Source organism: Clostridium porci, from assembly GCF_009696375.1.
GTDB classification, from domain to species: Bacteria; Bacillota; Clostridia; order Lachnospirales; family Lachnospiraceae; genus Enterocloster; species Enterocloster porci.
Window position 1 is genome coordinate 13,528 of the sequence record NZ_VUMD01000021.1, and the last position, 24,350, is coordinate 37,877.

A 24,350-nucleotide genomic window follows, 5' to 3' on the forward strand; every position below is an offset into this window, starting at 1 on the left:
TATGGCAAATGTATCCTCAAGTAACGGTCTCGAAAAGCGTCCGAAGCTCAGGTTTCCGGGCTTTGATGAGCCGTGGATGACACGGAAATTGGGTGAAATGGGTACATTCATAAAAGGTGCGCCATTATCCAAAGCTGACATTTCTGATGAAGGGACTCCCTTTATTTTGTACGGGGAACTATATACAACTTATTCAGAAGTCACTAATTCTGTAAAAAGAAAAACAGATAAAACCGTTGAACATCAGTTTTATAGTAAAATAGGAGATGTAATAATGCCTACCTCCGGCGAAACGCCGGAAGATATAGCAACTGCGTCATGTATTATGATACCTGATGTAATCCTCGCAGGGGATCTTCTTATTTACAGAACCGAGCAGATTGATGGTAGATTTGTTAGTTTTTGTGTAAAAAACAAAGTAAACAAACAAATTTCAAGTGTCGCTCAGGGAAAGTCTGTTGTTCATGTTCGGGCAGAAGAATTATCAAAAATTAGCGTTACATTTCCGGCTTTAGATGAACAACAAAAAATACTAAGCCTTCTTGAAAGTATTGACAGGCGAATTGCAACACAACAGAAACTAATCGAAACTCTCAAGAAGTATAAAAGAGGACTAAATCGAAGGCTTCTTTCTCAGATTGAAGAAAGCTATAACTGCAAACTCGGATCGGTTTGCAAAATTATAGGAGGCGGAACACCCGACACCTTACACGGCGAATATTGGGGAAACTCCGTAGAGTGGTTTACACCTTCGGAAATCGGAAAAACGAAATATGTAAATAGCAGTGTTCGCAAATTAAGCAACGAGGGTCTAAGTAATTCATCTGCAAAACTTCTCCCTGCCGGAACAGTGCTATTAACAACTCGTGCGACATTAGGCGAGATGTCTATTGCAGAAAAAGAGTGTTCTACCAATCAGGGCTTTCAGTCGCTGATACCCCTCACGAGCCGAGTTTCTTCCGAGTACCTGTATTATATGCAAATCATTATTAAGCCTTGGTGTGAGAAATACTCATCAGGAAACACATTTCGTGAAATAAGCAAGTCGGCTTTGTCAGAGTGTATTATTCCTGTCCCAGAAAAGCCACAGCAGGACAAGATTGTAAAGTTACTAAGCACAGTTGATACACTAATTGCTTCCGAGGAAAAAGAGGCTTCTCTCTTGGTTCAACTGAAGAGCAGCCTCTTACAGCAGCTCTTCATATAAAGAGCTGCTGAATAATGCCTCTGCGCTGCTCAAAAAGCAAATTGAGTTCTTTCTGCGTATGCTCAATTCTTCTGTCCATTGATGCCAAATGGCTACTTATTTTCAGTTGGACATCAAGAACAGGGGCTTTAATTATTAGCTTCTCAAACTCCGATTTACTCAGAATAGGAAGGGTTTGCATTGAGACCTTGCTTCGGTATTCTGGAAAGAAGTTCTCAAAAGCATAATAAATGAACTCATGATCGAAGCCTTCCGAAACAACAAGAGCGTTGATTTGCTGATTTGTAATCATACCGGTTGTTGCAATACCAAGTTTTCCAATAAGTCCGATACAAGTTACGATAACAGAATTGGGTGGTAGTGGTCTACCTAAAGCAAATCCCTTCGGTGATACTCTCTTTTCGGTGGACGAGATATACTTTTCTTCTCCAACATCCCCCGGTGAACAGAATAAGAGTTCACCGTCATAATTACTTCTATCATTAGTTGGGGGCGTACTTCCGGTTATGACTTTGCCTATTTGTGATATGGAGTAGTGCGTCCATTGCTGTGTTCTATCATCGGAAAAATAGTGCATTAACAGTCCTCTTTTATACTTCTTGAGGGCTTCTATTATCTTACTTTGAATTGCAGCCCTTTGATCCAGCAGATACAAGAGAGAACTGATTTTTTCCTGTTCTTCAAGGGAGTTTGGTGCTGAGATTTCGGTTTTTGAAATGTTCCCTTTACTCACGGATAAAACCTTAATACCCTGCATAAGTGGTATAAGCTGCTTATGATAGCATGGTGTGTTCATGTAATATCCGAGATACTTCGGAGCAAATGGAATTATAGGTCTGCATGGAATTGTATGAAGTCCAGCCTCAATCTTGCTTCCCAAAACATTATATATCTCGGTGGTTTTCCCAACGGTCTCATCTTCGGCTGTGTCTGCAATAACAACATCTCCATCTTGAAGATGGACATAGTTTGGACTCTCGTTTCCGGGTACAATGTAAGGAATTGTTTGGTCAGAAGCATCAAGAACGCTTCCGTATTTTATTAGAACATCGCCGTAATGGATATTTAATACCTTCCCGGCTGTATCAAGTTCAGATCGTGAAAGAGTATTGTTTTGCAAAAAAGAGAATACAGCGCTAAACTTGCGGTTCTCCCACGGCTCATCAAAGCCCGGAAACCTGAGCTTCGGACGCTTTTCGAGACCGTTACTTGAGGTCTTTTTTCCAACTGAATAGTGGCAAGAACATAAAGCAAAATCCCTTGCAGTAGCAGAGCGTTTCCGCTATTGCAAGGGATTTTCGTCTTTCATATAGCTTTTCTGCGTACTTAGTCAGAAGTATAAAAGAGGTGTCATGAGAGCTATTTTTAGAGATAAGGCCATCCTTTTTTCTGAAACAACAAAATGGAAATCTGTTCGCTTAGGTGACGAATGCACCTTCTTTTCGGGAGGTACACCAAAATCAACCGACAGCAGTTTTTATGGTGGTGCAATTCCGTTTATTCGTTCCGGCGAGATTCACAGTGATAAAACAGAACTCTTTTTGACCGATGACGGTTTGAAGTATTCCTCTGCGAAGATGGTTTCAAAAGGTGATTTGATAATTGCCTTATATGGTGCAACAAGTGGAGAAGTCGATATATCGAAGATTGATGGAGCGATCAATCAAGCGATTTTATGTATTCGCCCTTCTTGGATAAACAAGGTTTATCTAAAGTACCTTCTCGAAGACAGAAAGGACGATATACTAAACACCTATTTGCAAGGTGGACAAGGCAACCTATCAGCCGAAATAATTAAAAATCTGATTTTTGATATACCAGATGAAGGCTCACAATTAGTGGTTGTCGATTTCCTTAACACAATGGATCGGCGTATCAACAGTTCAATCATGCTAATGGAGAATCTTATTACACTCCGTTCCGGTCTGATGCAGCAGCTCTTCATATAAAGAGCTGTTGCAACAATGCCTTCTTCATAGTAAGAAAAATATCCAGCTCATAAACTGCTCGCTTGATATAAGAGTCAAAAGCAGTGAGCATGTCCGCAATCTTTTTCTGCTCTTCTAAAGGGGGAATGTCCACCCCCATTGACTTTATTGTATCGGCTGTAACCCCTTTGATGGATGTTCCTTGTGTTTTCATGGCTTCAAGTTTCATCCTAAATGCAATTTGATATGCCATGTAGTGTGTGTTCCCTGTGATAGAAGTTATGTTGGTAAAATCTTGACTTGTACAGAGACTTTCAGGTATTATTGCAACTTTTCCCACGCCTACTCGTGAGACAATAGCTATTGTTCCTTCGGGGCATAGTTTTGTGGCTGAATTATCAATCGCCTTTTTTGTTATTCTTCGAGTCACGGAAATATCGTCTATCCACTCTTCTTGTATGTCAGATGATGAAATCCAGCCGATCTCACCATCCCAATAAGAAGAAACATCCTTTGAGGGTGTTCCCCCTCCGCAAAACGAAGCAATATCATGAAGAGCTGACTTTTCCCAAGAAGGCTTCCGGTTTTTGATAAAAACAAGCTTATGCAATCCTCTTTTATACTTCTTGAGGTTATCTACGAGGGACTGCTGCGTCTCGATGCGACGATCCAATGCGATAAGGAAGTCTGCAATCTTTCTTTGCTCATCGGTGTTTTCTGGCAGATAATGTTTTGTGTCAAAGAACTCTTCGGTTGGAACATTCAACAGACCATGATTTCTTGCACCTTCGGCAGAGATCATGTATATTTCCCTATACCATTTCAGAGAGTCGAAATAGGCTTTGATGAAGTCGCTTTCGTGCCTTTTGAGTGCAAAACAGATGTAAAGCGTTGATAAAGCCCCCATCGGATAACGATCCAGCCGTTTGATAGAGCCAAAGTCATACCCCACGGAATAGCTCTTGTTGTAAGCAAACTCGCCATTTTTGAGCAGATAGTACCCACTCATGTCTTTACTCGCAACCGTCTTATTGAAGTAGCTTACCTGATCAACAAGACCATCTTTTGAGGAAATAGTTAAAGGAAGATCAGTTTCGTTTTTGCTGTTCTTCCGTGTTACACGATCTGCGAAGTCAGATAATCTCTCGGCTCTCCACGGCTCGTCAAAGCCCGGAAAGCGAAGCTTCGGACGCTTTTCGAGACCGTTACTTGAGGTTTATAATGCCCTGATTATTTCTCCATCAGATAATATCTGTGGAGGTGGTCAATATGACTAATAATACACAATTTAAGACGCTGTTGAACACTTGGCTAAATCAAAAGAAGCCGATGATCACACCGTCAACCCATGCCAGCTTCACGCTAATAGCCGAAAACCACTTGATACCGCACTTCGGCAAACGGAAGATTGGCAGCATCACCGAGCAGGACATTCAAAGCTACATATCGTATCTCTATGAATCCGGGCGGTTGGACAAGTCTGGTGGTCTCACAGTGAAGACCATTCGAGATGTAATTCTGGTATTTCGTCTCGCTATGGAGTATGCCTACAAGGAACGGGCGATACCACTGCTCAACTGGGACTTGATAGAGTACCCAAAAGAACTGGGTGTCAAGAAAGTGGTATCGCTCTCCAAAGATCAGGAGCAAGCTCTTATTCAGTGTATCTACATGAACCTGAATAGGAAGACTGCTGGCATTCTCATTGCACTGTTTACTGGGGTGCGAATCGGTGAACTTTGCGGCTTGCAAATGAAGGACATTTCGCTGACGGATAAAACCATCAGCATCAACAAAACCGTCCAGCGCATCTATGACAAGAAAAAGGGTGAATCCTATCTGCACATAGGACCGCCGAAGACCAAGACATCAGCTCGAACAATTCCCGTACCGTCATTGCTGATGAACATTATCAAGAAGTTCTATACTGAGAACCCCAACCATTACTTCTTGACCGGTAAGACCAAGCCAACCGAACCTCGCACATACAGGCAGTTCTTTTCCCGTTTTCTTAAACGAAATAGGCTGCAAAAGGTAAAGTTCCACGAGATCCGGCACACTTTCGCAGTACGGGCAATCGAAATACCGGAGTTTGACATCAAATCTCTCTCCGAGATTTTGGGGCATAAGAATGTGTCCTTTACGCTGAATGTCTATGGCAGCGCAAATCTCCAACAGAAAGTCAAGTGCATGAACTTATTAAATGATCTTCTGTAAAAATCAGCGGGCGGGAACGGGATTTTACCGTTCCTGCTCGTGTTTCTTTGAAGTTTTTTTACGCTCTGCTGTCTGCTTCTGTTTTTTCTGCAAATGCTCACGAACAGATTGTACCTCTGTTTTTTCTTCCAATAATTCAGAAACATCACGTTTGCTGTCAAACAGGATAAGCGGATCAAATTTTTCTCCATATGCCGCTTTGATCTTGGAAGTGGCAGATTGAATCTTCTCCCCCTGTAAGGCGATCCGCTGTTCTGCGAGTTCCATTGAATCCACATTTTTTGCCTGCTCCCTTAATTCCGAGAACTGCTTTAAGGCATCTTCCAACTCGGCAGCATATTTTTCTTCCTGCTTTGTCAGCCGCTTCAAATTTTCCTCCATAGCCGCAACACTCTTTTTGACTTCGGCGATTCCAGTATCCTCACTACAATCAAATGAGCTGAGGAGCATCGTCTTTTCGGATTTCAGTTCTTCCAAGTCTTCTGTCAGTTCGGCAATCTGTTTTGCCAAATCATTATGAGCAACAAACTGATAAAATGGTGTCGCTTTCTTTTCTGCAAGCAGCGTTTTCCGTTCTTTAGTCTTATTTTTAATCTGCTGTACCAGTAAGGCATATCGCTCCAGATCGGGCTTCAACACATTCAGGCTTTCCGATAATTTGTGTTTTCCAAAACCGGCATAGCGGATTTGATAGCGGAAAATAACCATGTTCGCCCGTAAGGACTCCATTGCTTCCGCAAGCGCAGGAACAGATACTTTGACTGCCTGAATCAGCTTCTTGACCGTTGCTTTCAGCTCACGGAGTAGCGCATTGTCTGCCTTAATCTGACGGTTCAACTCACAGCGATCAGAAACAATACCCTTTTTCTCCAATGCTCTTGCAACCACACCCTCGTGAATGGTGGGCTGCTCGGTCAAGCCCCGATCTGCATGACTGCGGTGGTCGATGCGTTCTTCGTGTCCAGCAGTCTCCAAATGGTGATTCGTCACATCAGCCCATGCTGCTCTCCATAAAACAAGTTGTTCTTCGCTATTCCAACGCTCGGCAATGGGATTCTGTCTGCCGAACTTGGTGCTTTTCGGATGCTTGCTGGCTCGTTCATAGCCGTGATTCTCCGCTTCGGAGGGTGGCAGATATACCTTCTTGCGACCGACCTTATACTGGTATTGCTTTTCCCATCCCTCTGTCTGTGCTATCTTAAACTCATCCGCAGTAAAACCTTGTTCCTCTCCATTTTTCACACAGAGATATTCTTTCTGCGTCTTATATTGCCAGTTCCCTTTTTCATCTAACGGGCGCACTGTCAGCATGATATGGGCATGGGGATTGTGACCGGGAGGGTGTGGATCGTGAATTGCCACATCTGCACACATCCCATCAGCTACAAAGGTGCCAGAAATAAAATCGGACAGTAGCTTTTCCCACTGTGCTTCGCTCAACTCAATCGGTAGAGCAACCACAAATTCACGGGCAAGGCGGCTGTCTTTTGTTTTTTCATTTTCTTCTACGGCGTTCCAAAGCACGCCCCGCTCTTTCCATTCTGACGGAGCGAACTCTGGTAGGAATACTTCCTGCCAGACCAGTCCTTTCTTGCGGGTGTAGTCATGCTGCACCCCATCATAATCATTGAGGATTTTAGAACAACTCAGATAAGCGGAAGCTGCAACAGCACTTCTTCCTGTACCACGGCTGACTACTTTTGCTTCCAGATGATAGATTGCCATTTGTTTTCACCGTCCTTTCTTTCTGTTTCTCTGTCGAAAAGAGAAAAGGGGTATCGCCGAAAATGCGATACCCATAACTGCGTAAAAGCTGCCGGTGGCAGGTTTTCGCAGGCCGGCGGCGGGATGGGGTGGCAATATGCCACCTCATCGTTTTGCTGATAGCGCAAAATATAGAGCCGACTGCACAGGGAATGTTCGCTTGCGACATTGCCTGCCCCCTCTGGAGAACTGTCTGGAAGACAGTTCGTGAGGAGCGCACGAGCCTGACCAATGGGAGGGATACCACCGCCTGCTTTGCAGGTGGTGAGTAAGTGCGCCCCTTCGGGAAAAAGAAAAAGCGACCGATAGCTGGTCGCTCATAAAAATCATCGGATTGGTTTGAATACTTCGCATAAAAAATCCTCCAACTGTTCCAAAGTCATCTGTGTTGTCTGCGGTAATGCTTTCTCTAAAATCGCACCTTCCTGAATCAGCCGCCGTGTCCGTGCTTTTCGCTCTTTCTGCCGGTCACGCATCTCGGCTTCTTCCAATCGGTGCTTCGCCTGCAAAAGCTTCTTTTCATTTTCTGTCATAAATTTTATTGCTTTCTGCCGTATCCGGCTGAAAACGCAAAAAAGGCGGCTCATGAGATTTTATTCTCACAAGTCGCCTTCAGCGTCATTTATTATGCTGTTTTCTGTTTTTGCTCATTTTCTTTAACAGGCGGGGTATCAAGCAATACAGGTTCTTTCTTTTTTATTTGCTTCGCAGCATTGCGTTCTTTCTGCATCCTGCGGTTTGCGTTTGCTCTGCAATCATCACAGCAGTATTTTACATCTTTCCGTGTAGCGGTAAAAGTTTTTCCGCAGTTCTCACAGACACATTCCCGCTTTCGTTTTTCCGTCGCTTCCTGCCGATAAAATTTAGTACGGCACTTCGGACTGCAAAACAGAGTATTTGACCGCTTGGATTCAAATTCTTCACCGCAGCATTTACAGATTAGCTTAAATGGATGACCAACTGTGTGTTCACCAGCCTTGATTTTTTGGTAGCGTTCCCGACTCTTGATGCGGTGTCTGCGAAGCTGTTCCTGCCGCTTGATCTCCTCCGGTGTCAGCTCCGGTTCGGGCAGTTCAAACCGTCCGATAAATTTCAAATAAATCTCAACCTCCTGCACCCGATCCCCGTCAATCTTTTCCGGGGCGTGGACAATGATTTTTTCAATAAACTCATTGATCATTGGAGTAGTCAGTTCGGAAAAATCGGTGTACTTCTTTGCCAGTGAAAGGAACTGCGCCGCACGGTCAGTATCTTCCTCAAAAGAGGACAGATGCGATTCTGCATCCGATACAGATGTGACAAGAGTTTTCTGCTCCGCTTCGTATTCTGCAAGCAGAGTATCAAAGCGTTCATCGGTAATGCGCCCAATGGCAAAAGATTCGTAGAGCTTTTTGATAATGGTATCAAGCTCGGCAATACGCTTACGGTCTTTGTTCAACTTGCGTTTGGTATCCTTTGCGACTTCCGCCTGTCTGATTTGAGAAGCAGAACGCACCTTTTTCATAAACTCATCCTGATTGGCGATGGCAAAGGTGCTGGCTGTTCGGATGGTTTCCAAAACAAGCTCTCTGACCGCTTTTGTCCGAATATAGTGACCGCTGCAAGCATGAGTGCGCTTTTGATGTGCCAGCGTGTAGGTGGAGCAATCGTAAAAATCAGAGGGATAGGGATTGTTCTCCGTACCGCCTTTGGAACGGTGATTGGTCATTTTCGCTCCGCAGTCAGCACAGAACAGAAGTCCAGTCAGCGGATTGGTTTCGCCAAGCGTATCGTGGCGTCTCGGTGTCTTTCGCAGTTTCTGTGCAAGCTCCCACGTTTCCTTATCTACAATCGCTTCATGGGTGTTCTCAAAGATCAGCCAGTCCTCCTGCGGATTCATAACTGGATTTTTGTCCTTGTAGGACTGCTTGTGAGAACGGAAGTTGACCGTATGCCCCATATATTCGGGCTTGGAGAGAATCTGCCCAACGATATAACCACTCCAGTTATAAGGGTTGGGAAATTCCTCTTTGCTTTTCCAAACGCCACGCCCCTGCTTTGCGGCGTAGACCGCAGGAGTTTCCACCTTATCGTCATAGAGGATACGGGCGATGTCATAAGGACCGTTTCCCTCGATGGTCAGCCGGAAAATACGGCGGACAACCGCAGCGGCTTCCTCGTCGATATACCAACTGTACTTATCTCCCGGCATTTTCTTGTAGCCATAAATGGCACAGTTGGTGGTAGGCTTGCCGGATTCGCCTTTCACACGGATTGCTGTTTTCTGCTTGCGGCTCAAATCACGAAGATACCACTCGTTCATAATGTTGAGGAACGGGGCAAACTCATTGCTGTTCTGATCGTCGCTGTCCACGCTGTTGGCAATCGCCACAAAGTGAACATGATGCTGACGGAAGAATACCTCCGTGTAAAAGCCTGTTTGCAGATAATCACGCCCCGCCCTGCTCATATCTTTTACAATGACATGAGCAACTTTGCCTGCTTCAATGTCTGCAATAAGCTGTTTCCAAGCGGGACGCTCAAAATTCCCTCCACTCCAACCGTCATCGGTATAGTGCTGACAGTTCGTATAACCTTTCTGATGGGCATAGCTTTCAAGGTATTTTTTCTGATTGACAATACTGTTGCTATCACCAGTCTGGTCATCATCACGGGACAGCCTTTCATATAAAGCTGTGATTTTTCCTTCAGTCTGTTTTACGCTCATGATGCGCTCCTTTTAGACTGTCGGCTCATTTGTGGTGAATCTATTATACCACAAGTTCCGCCAGTTGTAACCGTTTCATTGTGAATCATCCGTAAAATTTTATCCTCCATTGTTTCTTTCTCTGTATCGCTGAATACTACTTTAACTTTATAGGTGGTGCCGCCAATGCGGCGAGTCATATAAGAAAAATTACTGTTCTCGTTTTTTGCCATAGGCAGTTACCTCCGTGTTGAAATGTTCATTGTTTTTTCGTATAATAGGTTTAGTTCCGGCATGGTGTAACCATTTGCGTGGTTAAAATCGAGCAAAAGGTATTAACACTCTGCCAATACAGAAATGCCCTCAAAAAAGTCTTGCGGCACAAGGCTTTCCGAGGGCAAAAGCGTTACATCTGTTGTTGTTTTTCTCGGTACTTACGCACCCTTGCTGCGGTCTGCTTACGGCGAGCTTCTTCGGCGCAGTGCTGTGAGCAGTACACCCGTTTTCCGTCAGTTTGGAACGGCTTGCCGCATTGTTTGCAATGAGTGGTCGGTGTTTGCGTGAATACGGCTTCCAACCCTGCATCTTCCGGCAGGACAGACTTGCGGAAATATCTGCATAGTGCGCTGTTGGTAAAGCAGATTCCCAACATTGGACAGTCACAGTCCAATGGCAGGCAGCCGTACTCTTTGTCGTAGTTGGCGCAGAGAGAAGTAACCAGCTTCTTGATCCGCTGCTTCTCCCTGCCCGTCAGCTCACGATAATTGTTTGACATAGGCGGTTTCCTCCTTTCATTCAGTGTCGAAAGTAATCTATTAACAGACAAAATAGATTACCTCCTCACTTATAGGAGAAATACAGGGTACTTAGCGGAACTGTTTTTACGGAGAATCCAAGAAATTTTCAAAAATATTTTTGAAGGGAGGTGTCTGCGGTGTTCGACGATCCCGAACGATATGAACATGACGGCTTTTATGAAGAAGATACTGACTATGAAGATGAATATGAAACGGACGACTCCGATTACATAGTCGATGACGAAGAAGATGAAAATGCCCTTTGGGACGATGAGGAAGAAGCCGAATTATCCGAACAAGCCCTGCGACAGATTGCAAAAGAAGAACAGCTCATCGAAGAACTGGAAGCTGACGCTGAGGAACATCCCTTTGAGGATGGTACCGACGAGGAAGAACCAGAGCGTAAGAAACTCAAACGAGAGCTGCGGGCAGAAGCCCTGGCACGATTGGAGGATTCCGCCAGAACACAGCGGGAGTTTGAAAATGTGATTGCATGGTGGGACAGGCTGGATGCCAACCGGGAGCGTAGGGAACGCTATCATGAACTCAGCAGAAGCGGTGATGATGTTCCGCTTGACTATGGTGCATCTGCCAATGAACTCTTTTTCCCGGATATGCTAAACGACGTACTGGAAAAGCAGTTACGAAAGGGAGATTTCATTGACGCCATTTTCTACTGTCCTTACGACATCCATGAACTTGTAACGGAAGAATACCTATCCAAAATCCTCTGGGAATTGAATGAGGAACACAAGGAGCTGCTCTTTCTCTGCGCTGTCCGGCTGTTTAGCTCAACAAGGATCGCTAAAATACGGAAGCAAAGCGACCGGAACATCCGCAAGGTGCGTGGCACAATGCTCAAAAAGATACGAAAAAAGCTGCTTCCTGCACTTTTGGATAAGGCAGAAAAGCAGCAGCCAATGACCTTATTGGAAAAAGATTTTTTAGAAGAAAATATGACGGAGATTGATTCTGAAGAAAAGAAATCGTATAATTGGTAATATAAATTGAAGTTATTTGGATTACAATACATGACGGAGGGTTTTATATATGAAGAACCTTTTTGAACGCACCAGTTCTAACTGGGTGCGGTATAGTGAATATGAATGGAGGGCGGCAGAGGACGGAACTCTGTATCTCACGCCCACCAAGACGGCGCAACCGAGTATTTATGATCCACTGGCAGAGTATCAGAAAATTGTATTGGATGCCATCAACATAGGACGCATGGGTATGAGCAAAAAGCCGGATGCCGAAATTCAGAAGGTTATCCAGCAATTTGCGGTGAAATACGGCTTGTTTGGACTGATGACTGCGCTGCCTACCACACCAAACTTTATGGAATATGAGGCGGTGTACCTGCCGAAAAATCACTTCATCAAAGAAGAAACTATGTCCACTGAAAAATATCTGGCACTGTTCTTTCCATTTGACAAATTGGATGTGATCAAGCGTGGGATCGAGTCCATGTGGAACATCCAGAATGACCGTGTTATGATGGCACTGGCTTTGACCATGACAGATAAGCCGATGGCTGTCAACATGAGCTTTCAGCGGGAATATGCGGAGCGATATGAATGGATGAAACAGCAGTTCATTGACTGGGCGTTTACCTATATCAACAGTTTCCTTTATTATGAGGATTATGATACGCTGAACGATGAAACCCGGCAGATGATGCAGCAGAGCATGGCAGCTTTTGGCGGCATCGCTCCAACCTATCATATAGCTCTTTTGGATAAGCCGACCATCGTTTGGGATTTTCATTCCCTGCTGCTGGGCGTACAGATGATGTTCAGTTTTATGCTGACAGACAGCGAAAACCCGATCAAGCTTTGCAGACATTGTACCAAAGCTTTTGTCGCAAGCAGACCAAGTGCTGTATTTTGCAGCCCCCAGTGCAAGAATAAGCATAATGTTTACAAAAGCAGAGCGAGAAACAAAAGTGAAGAATAGGAAGGGAATGGATATGAACGAAGAATATGGGCTAACTCCTTATGAAACAAGGGAAATCCTGTTTTATAAAACTGATAATGGTGAAGTTCGGGTTGAAATTCTTTTATATCAGGAAAACTTGTGGCTGACGCAGGCAAAGATGGCAGAATTATTTGAAGTGCAAAAGGCGGCTATTTCAAAACATTTGAAAAATATTTTTGCATCCGGTGAATTGCAGGAAGAAGCAGTTGTTTCCAAAATGGAAACAACTGCGGCAGACGGCAAGCGGTACAATACAAGCTATTACAATCTGGATGCCATTATTGCTGTCGGATACCGTGTTAATTCTAAAAAGGCTACGATGTTCCGCATTTGGGCAAATCGAGTATTAAAAGAATTTATTATTAAAGGCTATGTGATGGACGATGCACGACTGCGAGAACCAGAAAACCTCTTTGGTAAGGACTATTTTGAGGAACAGTTGGAGCGTATTCGTGATATTCGCTCCAGCGAACGCCGTTTTTATCAAAAAATCACGGACATTTACTCTCAGTGCAGTGCTGACTATGATATGAACAGTCCTGTTACAAAAGAGTTTTTTGCCACAGTACAGAATAAGCTTCATTACGCTGTCACTCATCATACGGCGGCTGAGATTGTTTATGGACGAGCCGATAGCACAAAACCAAACATGGGCTTGACAACTTGGAAAAATGCTCCGCAGGGGCGTATTCGCAAGTCGGATGTTTCAATCGCCAAAAACTACTTAAACGAAGAAGAAATGATAAATCTGAATGAGATCGTGACAATGTATCTGGACTATGCCGAAAGACAGGCACGGCGGGGAAATATCATGTATATGCAGGATTGGGTTAATCGTTTGGATGCGTTCCTCCAGTTCAACGAAGAAGATATTTTACATGACAAAGGCAAAGTGACCGCTGCCATCGCAAAGGCGTTTGCAGAAATTGAATTTGAAAAATTCCGTGTTTTGCAGGACAGGACATATCAGAGTGATTTCGACCGTCTTGTGGCAAATATCGAAGAAAACAGTAAACAAACAAAATAAATCAGGAAACCCCACGCTTCCGATTTTATTGTCAGAAGTGTGGGGCTTTTGTATCAGGTTTACAGAACATATACCAATTCGTGCAGAACGATTTCTTCCGCACGGTTACGGATACTGTTCATACGGCGCACCCATTCTATTTGATCAGCCGCTTTGAGCGCTTCAGTTACGCCTTCCTGCTTTGCCATAGCGGAAACGATGTTTTCAATGCGCTCGTTGCAGGCTTGATCGATTTCAGCTAAATGCTTGAACAGTGTTCCCTCCAGCACATAGTTGTTGTAGAGGATTTTACGGTACTCTTTCAGATAGCTGCGGCGCATACGCCCGTATTTGCCTATCTGATATTCGCCGTCATCCGGCAAAGTAATGTTGGGAATGAAATAATCGCCCACTTGACGGTATGTACCGCCCATTTCTTCAAAGATAGTTTTCATAAAATTCAGCTCCTTTTGTGTTGATTTCCAGCGGTTATAAGGCTTTTTGACTCCTTTCTTACAACTGCTTTTCAATTTACCACAAATGAGCCGCAGTCATATGTATTAGATGGCAGAAACCACCCTTTACATATTAACTCTTGATTGGAAATGGAATTGCTCTCGCCTTGCAGCTCGTCCTCGTGGGAAAGTCTAGGGTAAAGGGCTGTGATTTTTGGGGTGGTCTGTCTCAACATAAAATCCTCCGTTTCCGACAGCCAGTCCACTATTCCGTACTTCGGTTGCACCACATGGGCGGCTGTCTGTATAGCGGTTTTTGCTTCTTTACGTCCCGTCAAAATGACGGTTTTTCTGACAGGTTTATCGTTCCTGTTTGGGATAGAAAATTTTATAAATCCGTGTTATACTCCATGTATCAGATAAAATTGAGAGTAGGGATAGCACATGGAAATCAAAAAAATAAATTATGACTTCTCCGTATGCAAGGTGACAGATTTTTCATTAGTTGACTTTGAAAGCGAATATTGTTTTGCCGGAAAAACGGACGAAGAAAATTCCTTAGTCTGTATCACGGAAAATATACCTGATAATGTGATTGAGCATGAGGACGGTTGGAAAGCGTTCCGTATTCAAGGCATTTTAGACTTTTCACTAATCGGGATTCTTTCAAAGCTGTCAACACTATTAGCGGAAAACTGTATAGGCGTTTTTGCAATATCAACCTTCAACACCGACTATATTCTGACGAAAAAGGACAATTACGAAAAGGCAATCAATGTTCTTTCATCTGCTGGCTACAAAATAGTCTGATATGGAATATGCCTGTTTCCAGCGGTCACACTCCCCGGCATGACCGCTTTTCCATGCCCCGGCTCATGCGCTGAACGGGGGCAGGTGTCCGGCGGCGGCTTCCGCTTCCAGCATTTTCATCATCTTGTCGGCGGCGGTGTCGGTTGAGTCCTGCTTGAAAAAAACGGAAACCACAAGGACAGTGTTACCTATCCTCGTTCCGGTCACGCAATCCGGGCGGCGGGCTGCCCGGTTTTTCTTCTAGGTGTCGGTCATAGGTAAATCTCCTTTCCGTTCAGCAGCGTTTTAAGGCGTTTCATTTTCGCCTGTGCAGTGGCTTTCCTGAAATTCTCCCCGGTCACGCACACGGGGTAGCACATTTCAAGCAGGCGGTCATAAATGCGGGCGTGGGCGGTGTCCTCCGGGTGCTGCAAGTCCTCCAGCGTCAAATTCGTTGTGACAATTAGCGGCTTCTTGCTGCGGTATCGGCTGTCAATCACGTTGTAAACCTGTTCCAGCCCGTACTCCGTCCCCCGCTCCATTCCAAAATCGTCCAGAATGAGCAGCGGGAAGCTGCAAAGGCGGGAAATGTATTCGTTGCGGTCTTTGAAGCTGGCGGCAAGGTCATTGAGTATCAGTGCAAAGTTCGTCATGCACACGGGGATTTCCCGCTCCATGAGGGCGTTTGCTATGCACCCGGCAAGGTAGCTCTTGCCTGTGCCTACCTGTCCCCACAAAAGCAATCCATAGTTCCCGCCGCTCATCTGCTCCCAACGCTCCACATAGTTTTTCGCTTTCATCATCTGCGGGCATTTTCCGTTGTCGTTGGCAAATGTCCATTCCCGCATGGCGAGGTCTGTAAATCCCCGGCGTTTCAATCGCTCCGCTTCCTCCCGGTGTCTGCGGTTTTCCTCGGCGGCTTCCCGTTCCTTGCGGGCTGCCCGCTGGCAGTCACATTCCCTTGGGTGTCGGTCACGCCCAAAAAGACGCTTACCCTCCGGGAAATAGGCTTCTTTTGGCTAGCGGCACTTCCCGCAGTATAAAAGCCCGTCCTCCCCGGTGTAGTCCTCCGGCGTGGCGGCGGTGTCGGTCATGTTCAAAATCCTATCGGTAAAAGTATCAGTCATAAGCTCTCGCCCTCCTTGAACGAATAGTCTGGTATGCCTTTCTTCGGCGGTTTCTTGTCTGCGTCCTCCTGAGCCCACTTGTAAATCGTGGCTGCGTGGCTCTGGTAGTTCTTCCCGCTGGAAGCGATATGGCAGGATAGGCGGTCAATGTAATACTCCCACCTGTCGGGGTATTCCGCTTTCAGTTCCGCAAGCTCCGTGTCGGAAAGAAATACGTTTTTGTATCTGCCAAAGGCGGCGGGCGGCAGCACTTTCACATAAAGGCGGCTCGGTGCGGAAAAGCCCCGGCGTTCCCTCTCCAAAAGCCCCGCCCGCCTGTCCGCTGGTCTGTCCATGTGGGAAAGTAGCGGCACTTCCGCAATCCGCAAGGAATTGATAATGACATGCACATGAATGTTGCCGCTCCCGTTATGCCCGTCCGGGTGGGTGTAGACAAGGGCCTGGCGTCCGGGGAAATGCTCGGCACAAAATTTCTCGCCTAACTCCTGCGCCCAGCCAACGGTCAATCCGTTGTCGGGGCCGTCACGGGGGTCAAAGCTGATGATGTAGTGGTGGCTCTTTACGTCCTCCCGTTTCTAGTTTTTCCCGTATCGGAGATTTGCCCGCATACAGGCGATTGCAAAGTCCTCCCCCTCGCAATTCAGAGAAGAAATGCGGTAGTCTGCCCTCAGTATTAGCCGCCCGTCTGCGTCAAGGGTGGGCTTCATGGTAAACTTGTCATGCTCGGATAAGAGGTACTTTTCAGCGTCCCCGTAGTTCGCATTTTTAGAGCTGATATGTTTGAGTATCGCCAATGGCTTCACCTACTTTCTGCAAGACTTCAAACTTGAGAGCGGCAAACTCGGCGTATTCCTCGTCCGTCATGCGGGTTTTGATTACCCAGCTGCGGTGGGGCGTGTTGTATTTCTTTCGCATGGTCGCTGACCTCCTTTCTATTTCCCACACAAAAGTAGCATTCCGGCGGGCGCGGTTTTTAGCGGCGCCAGCCGCCATAGCAGGGTTTGGAGAAGGTACTCCCCAACAAGTTTCCCGCAGGGGCAAAATGAGCGGATAAGCGAATTTTGGTACTGTGATAGAAACTTGCTCTTAGAAACTGCCGGACTGCGCTGTGTGGGGCTGCTTTCAATGCCTTTAATGCCGCAAGCGGGGATTTTGCCAACTTTGCGGCAGCTTTTTCACACACTATCCGCCGAAAAAGGGGCGTTTTGTTGCGTCCTGCTTCCTCTTTCCCAACAATAGAGCGCATGTAAAAGGGATTTTTGTCCGCTTATGAAAAATATTTTTCCTTTCACTTCCTACAAAACCGGAAAAGCGGAAATTGGCGATAATTTTCAAAATTTTTTCTCTTTGTTCTATGATACAGGCAGAAAAGGGAAACTCAAAAAATGGGCGCAAAAAAAGCAGCAAATCTTCTTCAGACTTACTGCTTTTCATGCCACTGTGATGGAAGATAGGTATTTAATTTTTAACCCCCAGAAATGGTTTTACTCCATATAATCTCATATTAAGGTATTAGCAATATTTTAAATCATCCATTATTCTTAAGAAACAATCCTTCATGGTTTACTAATTGCTCAAATAATATAATCCTATCTTTAGGTAGGTTATAAATAGTAACAGAAAATCCGCCACCAATACTCACCAAAAATTCAGGATTAGAAAATAAAATTTGTACAGATGAAAAATCTTTTAAAATTACTTGTCGTATTGCATTTGCTATTTTTTCTGGTGTACTATTTCTAATATCTACATCAAAAGAAAATTCTTCTTGATCTGATATTATTTTGTCTGGTGCAGTTAGATATATTTGACACGGATACAAATATATAACTTTCAAAGTAATTCTAACAATTTTTTCGGCAAATTCTGAAAGATATTTATATTCAAAGTAGTCTTCTAATTCTAAAAAATTAGGATTATTGGTGTTATACGGAACATAATCTATGAAGTAATAGCTTTTACTTTCTTGCAATAAATCTATCAATTCATACATAGTTTAATTCCTACTTTCCCAAAATCTCTCCATTTTCTCCTAAAGAGGCAACTCTGTTACCAGATTTATCTTTTAATTTCCATTTTCTTCCACCATGTCCCGCATTATCTTTATCAATCATCCAACCACCTTTTTCTTTATAGGCAGTTTTTCCACTAACTTTCTGGTCAAATTGCCCTAAATCAACATCTCCATTTTCATCACGAATTCTTGAAGGAATTTTAGCTCGTACTTCTGCGATTTCTCTTGCTGTAGAATCACTAAGCCAATTTGTAATAGTATCATATAGCCATGAACCAGCTGCAACTGCTACACCTGCAACTACAATCGCTCCCGTAGCAGCAATCGCAATTTGACCGATTCCAGGAATAAAATATATACCTGCTGCGATTGCAGCCCTCGTCTGCGGTGTTTCAATTTTAACGGCTTTATTAAGTAATGATTCAAATTCAGCTTTAGTATAATAAACACCATTTATTGTTACACCATCATTAGTAATAATGACATTTCCAGCAACATCACTTGCATTCTCTACATTTGTATATTTAGAATTACTTTCTGCAAAAGCAGTAGCACTTGTACTTGCTACCATTACACAAACTAATATACCCGCAAGATACTTTTTGTAATTTTTCTTTTTCATAGACAAATCCCCTTTCATAAGAAATGTCTGGTATAAACATAAGCATTAAATGTTTTGCTACATTTTACTATATTTCAAAAAATATTTCAATATTTTTCGTCCTTTTTGTTAGCACTTTTGACTATAGTAAACTTGCCGTTTTATTATCATTTGGGGAATAGTAGGCGGCTGTCTGTCAAATTCTTATGTAATACTTTACCGCACATGAGCATTAGCCCCAGGGTTATCATTTCCGTATCCCTCCATGAGGTTGATACCGCCCCAGATACCAAGACCGGCTCCCAGAGCCACAACAAGGGTCTGCAATACATCTACTGCGCTGTTGAAAAATTCCATAAATTTAATCCTCCTAATTTTTTTCGTTATCGTTGTCAGGTTCTATTTTCAGTTCGTACATCTCAAAAGGTTCCTCCGGCTTTACCACCGCAGGGCGCCGTTTCATGTACCGTTCCACATCAAATTCATTCTTCTTGTCGGCGTCGGCAAGGTACTTGTAATTCTTATGGGCTGTAATATCGAACTTGTCCGATAAAAACGGCCGGGTGCCCCGCACCTGCAGGATACACTTGCCTCCGTCCATGACCGCGATCTCGTCCTGGCTCATCAACTCCTTTCCTAATTTCTGATAATTGAGGCCGTGGGAAACCTGCGTCCCCCGGTTCTCTGAGGTGTTGAAACTGTCAATGGTCTCTTTCCCCAGGATTTCCGAGAGCTCTTTGAGCGTGGATTTCTCCTTGCCTCCCAAAAACAAGGTAGTGTCGCAGTTGCCGACAATGGTATCTGCGGCGTCCTTGTAAATGGTCTTTAGCTGTGACTGCGATTGTAAAATAATAGAAGCCGAGATTTCCCGGCTCCTGATGGTGGCGATCAGTTTATCAAAGTTGGGTATCTGCCCAATGTTGGCGAACTCGTCCAGGATACACCGCACATGGACCGGCAGTCTACCTCCATATTCATCATCTGCCTTATCGCAGAGCAGATTGAAAAGCTGGCTCTGGAGCATGGCGATCACGAAGTTAAAGGTGGTGTCCGTATCGCTCATAATGAGGAACAGGGCAGTTTTGCGGTCGCCCAGGGTGTCAAGCTCCAGGTCGTCATACTCCATCAAATCCCGTAGTTCCTTAATATCGAATGGGGCGAGCCGGGCTCCGCAGCTTATCAGGATGGACTTTGCCGTTTTGCCTGCCGCCAGTTTGTATTTCTTATACTGTTTGACAGCGAAATGGTCCGGTTCCTTTTCCTCCAGCCGGGAGAACATCAGGTCAACGGGGCTCTGAAATTCCTCGTCGTCCTCCCTGGCCTCGCTTGCGTTTATCATCTCCAATAGGGTGATGAAGTTCTTTTCTTCCTCTGGTGCTTCGTACCAGATATAGCCGATCAGGGCACAGTATAAGAGGCGTTCTGCCTTGACCCAGAAATCCTCGGAAGATTTTTCACCATCGCCTTTGGTGTTGGCTATGATGGTGTTGGTAAGTTTCAAAATATCCTTTTCACTCCGCAGATAGGCGAATGGGTTATAGTGCATGGACTTCTTAAAGTTGATCGTGTTCAGCACCTTGACCTTGTAACCTGCCCGCACCAGGAGAGAGCCTGTTTCCAGAATGAGGGTTCCTTTCGGGTCCGTGACCACATATGAGGAATGGAGCTGCATGAGATTGGGCTTGACAAAGAACCTGGTCTTGCCGCTGCCGGAGCCGCCGATCACCAGGATATTTTTATTCCTGGCATACTTTGGGTTCTTTGGACGGTTCGACATCATCAGCCGTTCTGTCTGGGTTAGCAGTACATTGTTTTCAAATACCGGGTCTATGTAAGGCTTTATATCCTCCGCCGTACCCCATCTTGCAGAACCGTACTCCATACCTTTGCGGTACTTCTTTGCGTTTTTCCCTTTGGTGTAGATAATCAGCCGGATTACCACCGCACCGATTAGCCCCACAAGCAGGTCTGTCGGATGGAAACTGGGAGCAATGCTCTCTATAGCCTGGGAAAATCCGCTGCCCAGGTTCAGCAGTTTGCCGGAGAGGTCAGTTCCGGGAGAGAAACGCACCGCCTGGGCTGCCTTATCGAACAGCCACATAAAGAGCAGATAGGGGAGGTTTAAGATTAGCAGCTTTTTCACATTTACCTGTTTCATAGCTCCATCCCCCTGTCCTTGTGCTTTGTGCGGTCCAGGACCTTATCCTTTTTCTGCACCAGCTCTTTCATGCTGGACAAGAGTTTTCGGATAGAGGGCTTTTTCTCCTGGGAGAACTGTTTTGCGGAAAACTCCTTAAAAGCCGCCGTCATAACATCAGCGTCCCTCCCCTTGAAGAAAACCAGATACCGGGGCGGCGTGGTGCTGCTGTCTTTTTTCAGGGCAAAGTCAATGCCGTACTTCTTAGCGGTGGCCGAGAATGCCCGGATGTTGTCGTTGGTGATCTCCAGGTTGGAGACTCCTGTGTTGTGTTTCATCAGCTCCTTTAGGGTCTGTTTCCCTTTGGGGAGCTGGTGGCTTTTGTTTTTCTGTGCCTCCAGGAACTTCTGCATGGCCTTAGCCAGGACGGAGGCGGTCATTCTGGAAGTGGTGATGGCAAGTGCCATTGTTTTCTGGGTTACTTCTTCCTGCATGGGTTACCTCCTGTTACTATATATTTGCCCCTTGTCCATGGCAGCCAGCCATAGGCATGGGACATCTCGTTGCCTAAACTGTTAGAATGGGAGAACAATGGTCTGTCTTTAACCTCCAAGGGCTCTCACGCCCGTGGGAAAGTCAGTCAGCCATCCTCCCGTTCGCGGTGTTCGATTTGTGCAGGTAGAGCCATAAGAGCGTTCGTGTCAGCAAACAGATGGAATCGGCAATGGGTAAAGATGGCGTTGTCCATTGCAAAAATCATTGACAGGAGTTTGAACATGAACGCAGCAGGTATTGATGTTTCCAGCAAAAAGAGCACCGTCGCCGTTCTCCGTCCCTTCGGAGAGGTCGTTAAGCTCCCATTTGACGTAAACCACAGTGCCGAAGGGTTGGCATCCCTTGCCCAGCAGTTGAAATCACTTGACGGAGAAACCCGTGTTGTCATGGAGCACACAGGCCGTTACTACGAATCGGTCGCCAATGTGCTACACGAGGCCGGGCTGTACGTCAGCGCCGTCAATCCGCTTCTCATCAAGGAATACGGCGGCAATTCCCTCCGCCGGGTCAAGACCGACAAGGCTGACGCTGTGAAAATTGCTCGCTATGCTCTTGACAACTGGACCGATCTGCGGGACTATACTCCCATGGATACGATTCGTTATGACTTGAAAACGCTCAACCGCCAGTTCCAACTGGCAAGCAAACAAAGAACGGCAACTGCCAACAACCTAATTGCTTTGCAGGAGCAATCTTTTCCTGGCATCCGCAAATGCTTTGACAGTCCGGTTCGCAAGGATGGTACGCAGAAGTGGGTGGACTTCACCTACACCTTCTGGCATGTGAACTGTGTCCGAAAACACAGCCTGAATGCTTTCGCAGAGCGATACCGGAAATGGTGCTCACGGCACGGATACATCTTCAAGCAGAGTAACGCTGAAGAGGTCTACGCACTTGCTAAAGCTGCTGTAGTACTGGTTCCTGAGTCTGAAGTGACGAAGCTGTTGGTGCAGGAGGCTGCAAACCAACTTACCAGCATTTCACGTTCCGTGGAAACCTACCGGGCTGAAATGAATCGCCTTGCCTCCATGCTGCCGGAATATCCCGTCGTCATGGAGATGTACGGCATTGGGGAGTCCTTCGGGCCGCAGCTGATGGCTGAAATCGGGGATATCCGCCGCTTTGAGCACAAGAAATCCCTTGTGGCCTTTGCCGGTGTTGACCCGATGCCGAACCAGTCCGGTGAAAAGAATGTGCGCAGTAACCGTTCCTCGAAGCGTGGCTCGCCGTATCTTCGCAGGACGCTGTTCAACATTATGGGGATTTACCTCAAATGCTCACCAGCTAATGAGCCGGTGTACCAGTTCATTGACCGAAAGCGTGCCGAAGGAAAGCCCTTCTACGTCTACATGACCGCCGGTTCAAACAAGTTCCTGCGGCGCTATTACGCCAAGGTACGGGATTATCTTTCCATGCTGGATGATCTGCCGTCTGTAGACTTAGATTCTACTGGCCTCAAGCAACAGGACTGATAACCGAACAACCGGACATTTCAGACCGGCGTTTTTACGGCGGTCATTTTGTTGCGCTCTTTTTGCTTTACCCACCGCCTGTAAATTTTCCTCCTGTCAAGCTCACTTTGGGGCTTGACTTTTTATTTGCAGGCTTTCCCCTCCGCCGTACAGGTCATGGTTCACCAGGGAAGTGTAGTAGCTGCTGATGGTGGATGGTGCATTATACAGGGCCGCCAGCAGATATTTCTTGATATTGCGGACATAGGTGGTATTCTCCTGCATACTGGAAAGCACATACTCAATATGCGAACTGTCCAGTTTCATAAAGCGGGATTTTACCACCTCCGCCGGATAATCGTCTCCGGCGATACGGATGGTCTTTCTTGCAGAACAGACCGTGTCTACGATCAGCTCCACCAGTTCGTCAAGCCGCTCTCTGTCGATCTGGTTATTCTGGACCAGATGGCGGTACTCGATATTTTCCAGGATGATCTCCTGATAAATCTCTCTGGCAGACCTCGTATCCGTCCCCATCCCATCCGCCGCTTGCGGCTCATCCTCATACAGATTTGATAGGATAGGATTTGATACCTCCGTATTTGATAAATCAGTTTTTAATCCCTGGTTACTTGATTTCTTAGTATTTAATTGTGCGGGGTTTCCCTGTTCAGGTTCTTCCTGTTCAGGACTTCCCAAGACTGGATTACCCAAAATTGGATTTTCCCGTTCAGGTTTTCCCTGTCCTGGTTGAGGTGGTATTGGCTGCTCTAAGATGGTGTACTGAATATCCGTAAGCTGCCCTTTGGCATTTCGGATACGCTCCCGTATCACATAGCCATGTTCCTCCAGTTCATTCACCGTTGAGCAAATGCTGTCCACACCGTCCTTGCATATCTTCGCAAGCCCTTTGGTGGTATAGTCCCAGTCCTCCGGGAGGGAGAGCATAAGGGAGAGAAGCCCCTTTGCTTTGAGAGAAAGTTTCGTGTTCCGCAGATGGTGGTTGGCCATCACGGTATAATCACGGGTTTTCTCTATGCGGAAAACTGCCATAGTCAGACACCTCCTTTCCGTTTCTTATAAAAGGTCATTTTTCTTATGAATTTTCCTCTGTGCCGTTTCTGTCAGGGTAAGGGGATAAATCCTCCTGTCTGTTATCAGAGGGAGGCTTACAGAGAGGAAAAGGGATGATTTTCGTCCCAAAAGCGGGTACTTTTCAGAGATCACGGTCTTTTGCGTCATAGCGGAGGTTTCCCGCTGTCACTTTGGCGTGGTTCCTGATTTTGATAAATCCCTTATCCTGGTTCTCCCTGGCTTTCTGGTATCCCTGCTCGGTGAGGAACAGCCGCATACGCTCACCCTTATATCCCATAGGGGACTCATGTGAGAGAACATCAAAGACGATCATGTGGCGGGTGTCAGGGTCAAAACGCTCCAGAGCCATAATGTCATGGCCGGCCAGTTTCTCTGCCCCGGACTTCTGCCTTGCCTCTGCAAGCATTTCCCCGATGGTCCGGGCTTTCCCCGGCAGGCGGTAATTCTTCTGAACATCATTTACCAGAGCCATGCACTCCTTGTCAGAGAGCAGCCGCAGCTTTGACAGAAGACTTTCTGCGGTTTGCCGGATTTCTGGGTTTGG

The 24,350-nt window shown here is 45.7% G+C and carries 26 protein-coding genes and 5 pseudogenes; 10 read left to right on the forward strand and 21 right to left on the reverse strand.

Features of this window, described 5'->3' with window-relative positions; all coding sequences use genetic code 11:
- Position 1 precedes the first annotated feature (1 nt).
- Positions 2-1,207, forward strand: a complete 1,206-nt coding sequence (locus FYJ39_RS17460; RefSeq protein ID WP_154473696.1) for a restriction endonuclease subunit S — start codon at positions 2-4, stop codon at positions 1,205-1,207.
- On the opposite strand, the gene FYJ39_RS17465 is transcribed toward FYJ39_RS17460, so the two are convergent.
- Positions 1,200-2,327: a restriction endonuclease subunit S gene (locus tag FYJ39_RS17465; RefSeq protein ID WP_154473697.1), complete on the reverse strand. Its 1,128-nt coding sequence runs from the start codon at positions 2,325-2,327 to the stop codon at positions 1,200-1,202. The two genes, FYJ39_RS17460 and FYJ39_RS17465, sit on opposite strands and share 8 nt — an antisense overlap.
- Before the next feature lie 232 nt (positions 2,328-2,559).
- Between FYJ39_RS17465 and FYJ39_RS17470 the strand changes: the two genes are divergently transcribed.
- Positions 2,560-3,156 carry a restriction endonuclease subunit S gene (locus FYJ39_RS17470; protein ID WP_154473698.1) on the forward strand — a complete coding sequence of 199 codons (597 nt, stop codon included), beginning with the start codon at positions 2,560-2,562 and terminating at the stop codon, positions 3,154-3,156.
- On the opposite strand, the gene FYJ39_RS17475 is transcribed toward FYJ39_RS17470, so the two are convergent.
- Entirely contained in the window at positions 3,149-4,144 is a 996-nt protein-coding gene (locus FYJ39_RS17475) for a restriction endonuclease subunit S (RefSeq protein WP_154473699.1), read from the reverse strand. The two genes, FYJ39_RS17470 and FYJ39_RS17475, sit on opposite strands and share 8 nt — an antisense overlap.
- Before the next feature lie 260 nt (positions 4,145-4,404).
- Between FYJ39_RS17475 and FYJ39_RS17480 the strand changes: the two genes are divergently transcribed.
- Complete coding sequence (locus FYJ39_RS17480) at positions 4,405-5,352, forward strand: site-specific integrase (RefSeq protein WP_154473700.1); 948 nt, start codon at positions 4,405-4,407, stop codon at positions 5,350-5,352.
- Between the two features lie 24 nt (positions 5,353-5,376).
- Here the strand turns inward: FYJ39_RS17480 and mobQ are convergent, their stop codons facing one another.
- Positions 5,377-7,077 carry a MobQ family relaxase gene (gene mobQ / locus FYJ39_RS17485; protein WP_154473701.1) on the reverse strand — a complete coding sequence of 567 codons (1,701 nt, stop codon included), beginning with the start codon at positions 7,075-7,077 and terminating at the stop codon, positions 5,377-5,379.
- A gap of 128 nt (positions 7,078-7,205) precedes the next feature.
- Between mobQ and FYJ39_RS20590 the strand changes: the two genes are divergently transcribed.
- Entirely contained in the window at positions 7,206-7,388 is a 183-nt protein-coding gene (locus FYJ39_RS20590) for a hypothetical protein (protein WP_195840471.1), read from the forward strand.
- Positions 7,389-7,442: 54 nt separating this feature from the next.
- Here the strand turns inward: FYJ39_RS20590 and FYJ39_RS17495 are convergent, their stop codons facing one another.
- The 4 genes from FYJ39_RS17495 to FYJ39_RS17510 all read right to left on the reverse strand — a co-directional run bounded on the left by FYJ39_RS17495 (position 7,443) and on the right by FYJ39_RS17510 (position 10,577).
- Positions 7,443-7,649 carry a DUF3847 domain-containing protein gene (locus FYJ39_RS17495; protein ID WP_004070695.1) on the reverse strand — a complete coding sequence of 69 codons (207 nt, stop codon included), beginning with the start codon at positions 7,647-7,649 and terminating at the stop codon, positions 7,443-7,445.
- Between the two features lie 92 nt (positions 7,650-7,741).
- Positions 7,742-9,823, reverse strand: a complete 2,082-nt coding sequence (locus tag FYJ39_RS17500; RefSeq protein WP_154473702.1) for a recombinase family protein — start codon at positions 9,821-9,823, stop codon at positions 7,742-7,744.
- Positions 9,820-10,035: a transposon-encoded TnpW family protein gene (locus FYJ39_RS17505; protein WP_154473703.1), complete on the reverse strand. Its 216-nt coding sequence runs from the start codon at positions 10,033-10,035 to the stop codon at positions 9,820-9,822. The genes FYJ39_RS17500 and FYJ39_RS17505 overlap by 4 nt, the downstream gene beginning before the upstream one ends.
- A gap of 173 nt (positions 10,036-10,208) precedes the next feature.
- Positions 10,209-10,577, reverse strand: coding sequence for a cysteine-rich VLP domain-containing protein (locus FYJ39_RS17510; RefSeq protein ID WP_154473704.1), 369 nt, complete (start codon positions 10,575-10,577; stop codon positions 10,209-10,211).
- 159 nt (positions 10,578-10,736) lie between these two features.
- Between FYJ39_RS17510 and FYJ39_RS17515 the strand changes: the two genes are divergently transcribed.
- The 3 genes from FYJ39_RS17515 to FYJ39_RS17525 are packed head-to-tail and all read left to right on the forward strand — an operon-like array spanning position 10,737 to position 13,603.
- Entirely contained in the window at positions 10,737-11,600 is an 864-nt protein-coding gene (locus FYJ39_RS17515) for a hypothetical protein (protein WP_235919879.1), read from the forward strand.
- A gap of 49 nt (positions 11,601-11,649) precedes the next feature.
- Positions 11,650-12,555, forward strand: a complete 906-nt coding sequence (locus tag FYJ39_RS17520) for a hypothetical protein (protein WP_154473705.1) — start codon at positions 11,650-11,652, stop codon at positions 12,553-12,555.
- Between the two features lie 13 nt (positions 12,556-12,568).
- Positions 12,569-13,603, forward strand: a complete 1,035-nt coding sequence (locus FYJ39_RS17525; RefSeq protein ID WP_154473706.1) for a virulence RhuM family protein — start codon at positions 12,569-12,571, stop codon at positions 13,601-13,603.
- 59 nt (positions 13,604-13,662) lie between these two features.
- On the opposite strand, the gene FYJ39_RS17530 is transcribed toward FYJ39_RS17525, so the two are convergent.
- Both FYJ39_RS17530 and FYJ39_RS21730 read right to left on the reverse strand, forming a co-directional pair.
- Positions 13,663-14,037: a TnpV protein gene (locus FYJ39_RS17530; RefSeq protein WP_154473707.1), complete on the reverse strand. Its 375-nt coding sequence runs from the start codon at positions 14,035-14,037 to the stop codon at positions 13,663-13,665.
- A gap of 131 nt (positions 14,038-14,168) precedes the next feature.
- A pseudogene (locus FYJ39_RS21730) lies at positions 14,169-14,273 on the reverse strand (recombinase family protein); the annotation flags it as partial.
- Positions 14,274-14,481: 208 nt separating this feature from the next.
- Between FYJ39_RS21730 and FYJ39_RS17540 the strand changes: the two are divergent.
- Entirely contained in the window at positions 14,482-14,847 is a 366-nt protein-coding gene (locus FYJ39_RS17540) for an ACT domain-containing protein (RefSeq protein WP_154473709.1), read from the forward strand.
- Between the two features lie 63 nt (positions 14,848-14,910).
- Here FYJ39_RS17540 and FYJ39_RS17545 read toward each other — a convergent pair whose 3' ends face one another.
- The 5 genes and pseudogenes from FYJ39_RS17545 to FYJ39_RS20600 form a co-directional block, all read right to left on the reverse strand.
- The gene (locus FYJ39_RS17545) at positions 14,911-15,054 is read right to left on the reverse strand and encodes a transposon-encoded TnpW family protein (RefSeq protein ID WP_328597571.1); all 144 of its coding nucleotides are present in this window, start codon (positions 15,052-15,054) and stop codon (positions 14,911-14,913) included.
- Between the two features lie 44 nt (positions 15,055-15,098).
- Positions 15,099-15,953, reverse strand: a pseudogene (locus FYJ39_RS17550) (ATP-binding protein).
- A pseudogene (locus FYJ39_RS20595) lies at positions 15,950-16,255 on the reverse strand (phage replisome organizer N-terminal domain-containing protein); the annotation flags it as partial. The pseudogenes FYJ39_RS17550 and FYJ39_RS20595, both read right to left, overlap by 4 nt.
- A pseudogene (locus FYJ39_RS17555) lies at positions 16,247-16,747 on the reverse strand (relaxase/mobilization nuclease domain-containing protein); the annotation flags it as partial. The pseudogenes FYJ39_RS20595 and FYJ39_RS17555, both read right to left, overlap by 9 nt.
- Positions 16,719-16,868, reverse strand: coding sequence for a hypothetical protein (locus tag FYJ39_RS20600; RefSeq protein WP_195840472.1), 150 nt, complete (start codon positions 16,866-16,868; stop codon positions 16,719-16,721). The gene FYJ39_RS20600 and the pseudogene FYJ39_RS17555, both read right to left, overlap by 29 nt.
- A 354-nt stretch (positions 16,869-17,222) precedes the next feature.
- On the opposite strand from FYJ39_RS20600, the gene FYJ39_RS17565 reads away from it, so the two are divergent.
- The gene (locus tag FYJ39_RS17565; protein WP_154473711.1) at positions 17,223-17,450 is read left to right on the forward strand and encodes a hypothetical protein; all 228 of its coding nucleotides are present in this window, start codon (positions 17,223-17,225) and stop codon (positions 17,448-17,450) included.
- Positions 17,451-17,481: 31 nt separating this feature from the next.
- Here the strand turns inward: FYJ39_RS17565 and FYJ39_RS17570 are convergent, their stop codons facing one another.
- From FYJ39_RS17570 to FYJ39_RS17590, 5 genes and pseudogenes are all read right to left on the reverse strand, one after another.
- On the reverse strand, positions 17,482-17,946 hold the full coding sequence (locus tag FYJ39_RS17570; protein ID WP_154473712.1) for a hypothetical protein: 465 nt from the start codon (positions 17,944-17,946) through the stop codon (positions 17,482-17,484).
- Positions 17,947-17,956: 10 nt separating this feature from the next.
- Positions 17,957-18,589, reverse strand: coding sequence for a hypothetical protein (locus tag FYJ39_RS17575; RefSeq protein WP_154473713.1), 633 nt, complete (start codon positions 18,587-18,589; stop codon positions 17,957-17,959).
- 207 nt (positions 18,590-18,796) lie between these two features.
- A pseudogene (locus tag FYJ39_RS17580) lies at positions 18,797-18,925 on the reverse strand (Maff2 family mobile element protein); the annotation flags it as partial.
- 13 nt (positions 18,926-18,938) lie between these two features.
- The gene (locus FYJ39_RS17585) at positions 18,939-20,726 is read right to left on the reverse strand and encodes a VirD4-like conjugal transfer protein, CD1115 family (protein WP_154473714.1); all 1,788 of its coding nucleotides are present in this window, start codon (positions 20,724-20,726) and stop codon (positions 18,939-18,941) included.
- The gene (locus tag FYJ39_RS17590) at positions 20,723-21,199 is read right to left on the reverse strand and encodes a PcfB family protein (protein ID WP_154473715.1); all 477 of its coding nucleotides are present in this window, start codon (positions 21,197-21,199) and stop codon (positions 20,723-20,725) included. The genes FYJ39_RS17585 and FYJ39_RS17590 overlap by 4 nt, the downstream gene beginning before the upstream one ends.
- 282 nt (positions 21,200-21,481) lie before the next feature.
- Between FYJ39_RS17590 and FYJ39_RS17595 the strand changes: the two genes are divergently transcribed.
- Positions 21,482-22,732, forward strand: coding sequence for an IS110 family RNA-guided transposase (locus FYJ39_RS17595; protein WP_154473716.1), 1,251 nt, complete (start codon positions 21,482-21,484; stop codon positions 22,730-22,732).
- Positions 22,733-22,834: 102 nt separating this feature from the next.
- On the opposite strand, the gene FYJ39_RS17600 is transcribed toward FYJ39_RS17595, so the two are convergent.
- Entirely contained in the window at positions 22,835-23,764 is a 930-nt protein-coding gene (locus tag FYJ39_RS17600) for a DUF6017 domain-containing protein (protein WP_154473717.1), read from the reverse strand.
- Between the two features lie 163 nt (positions 23,765-23,927).
- Positions 23,928-24,278, reverse strand: a complete 351-nt coding sequence (locus tag FYJ39_RS17605; protein WP_456236696.1) for a DUF5720 family protein — start codon at positions 24,276-24,278, stop codon at positions 23,928-23,930.
- Positions 24,279-24,350 lie beyond the last annotated feature (72 nt).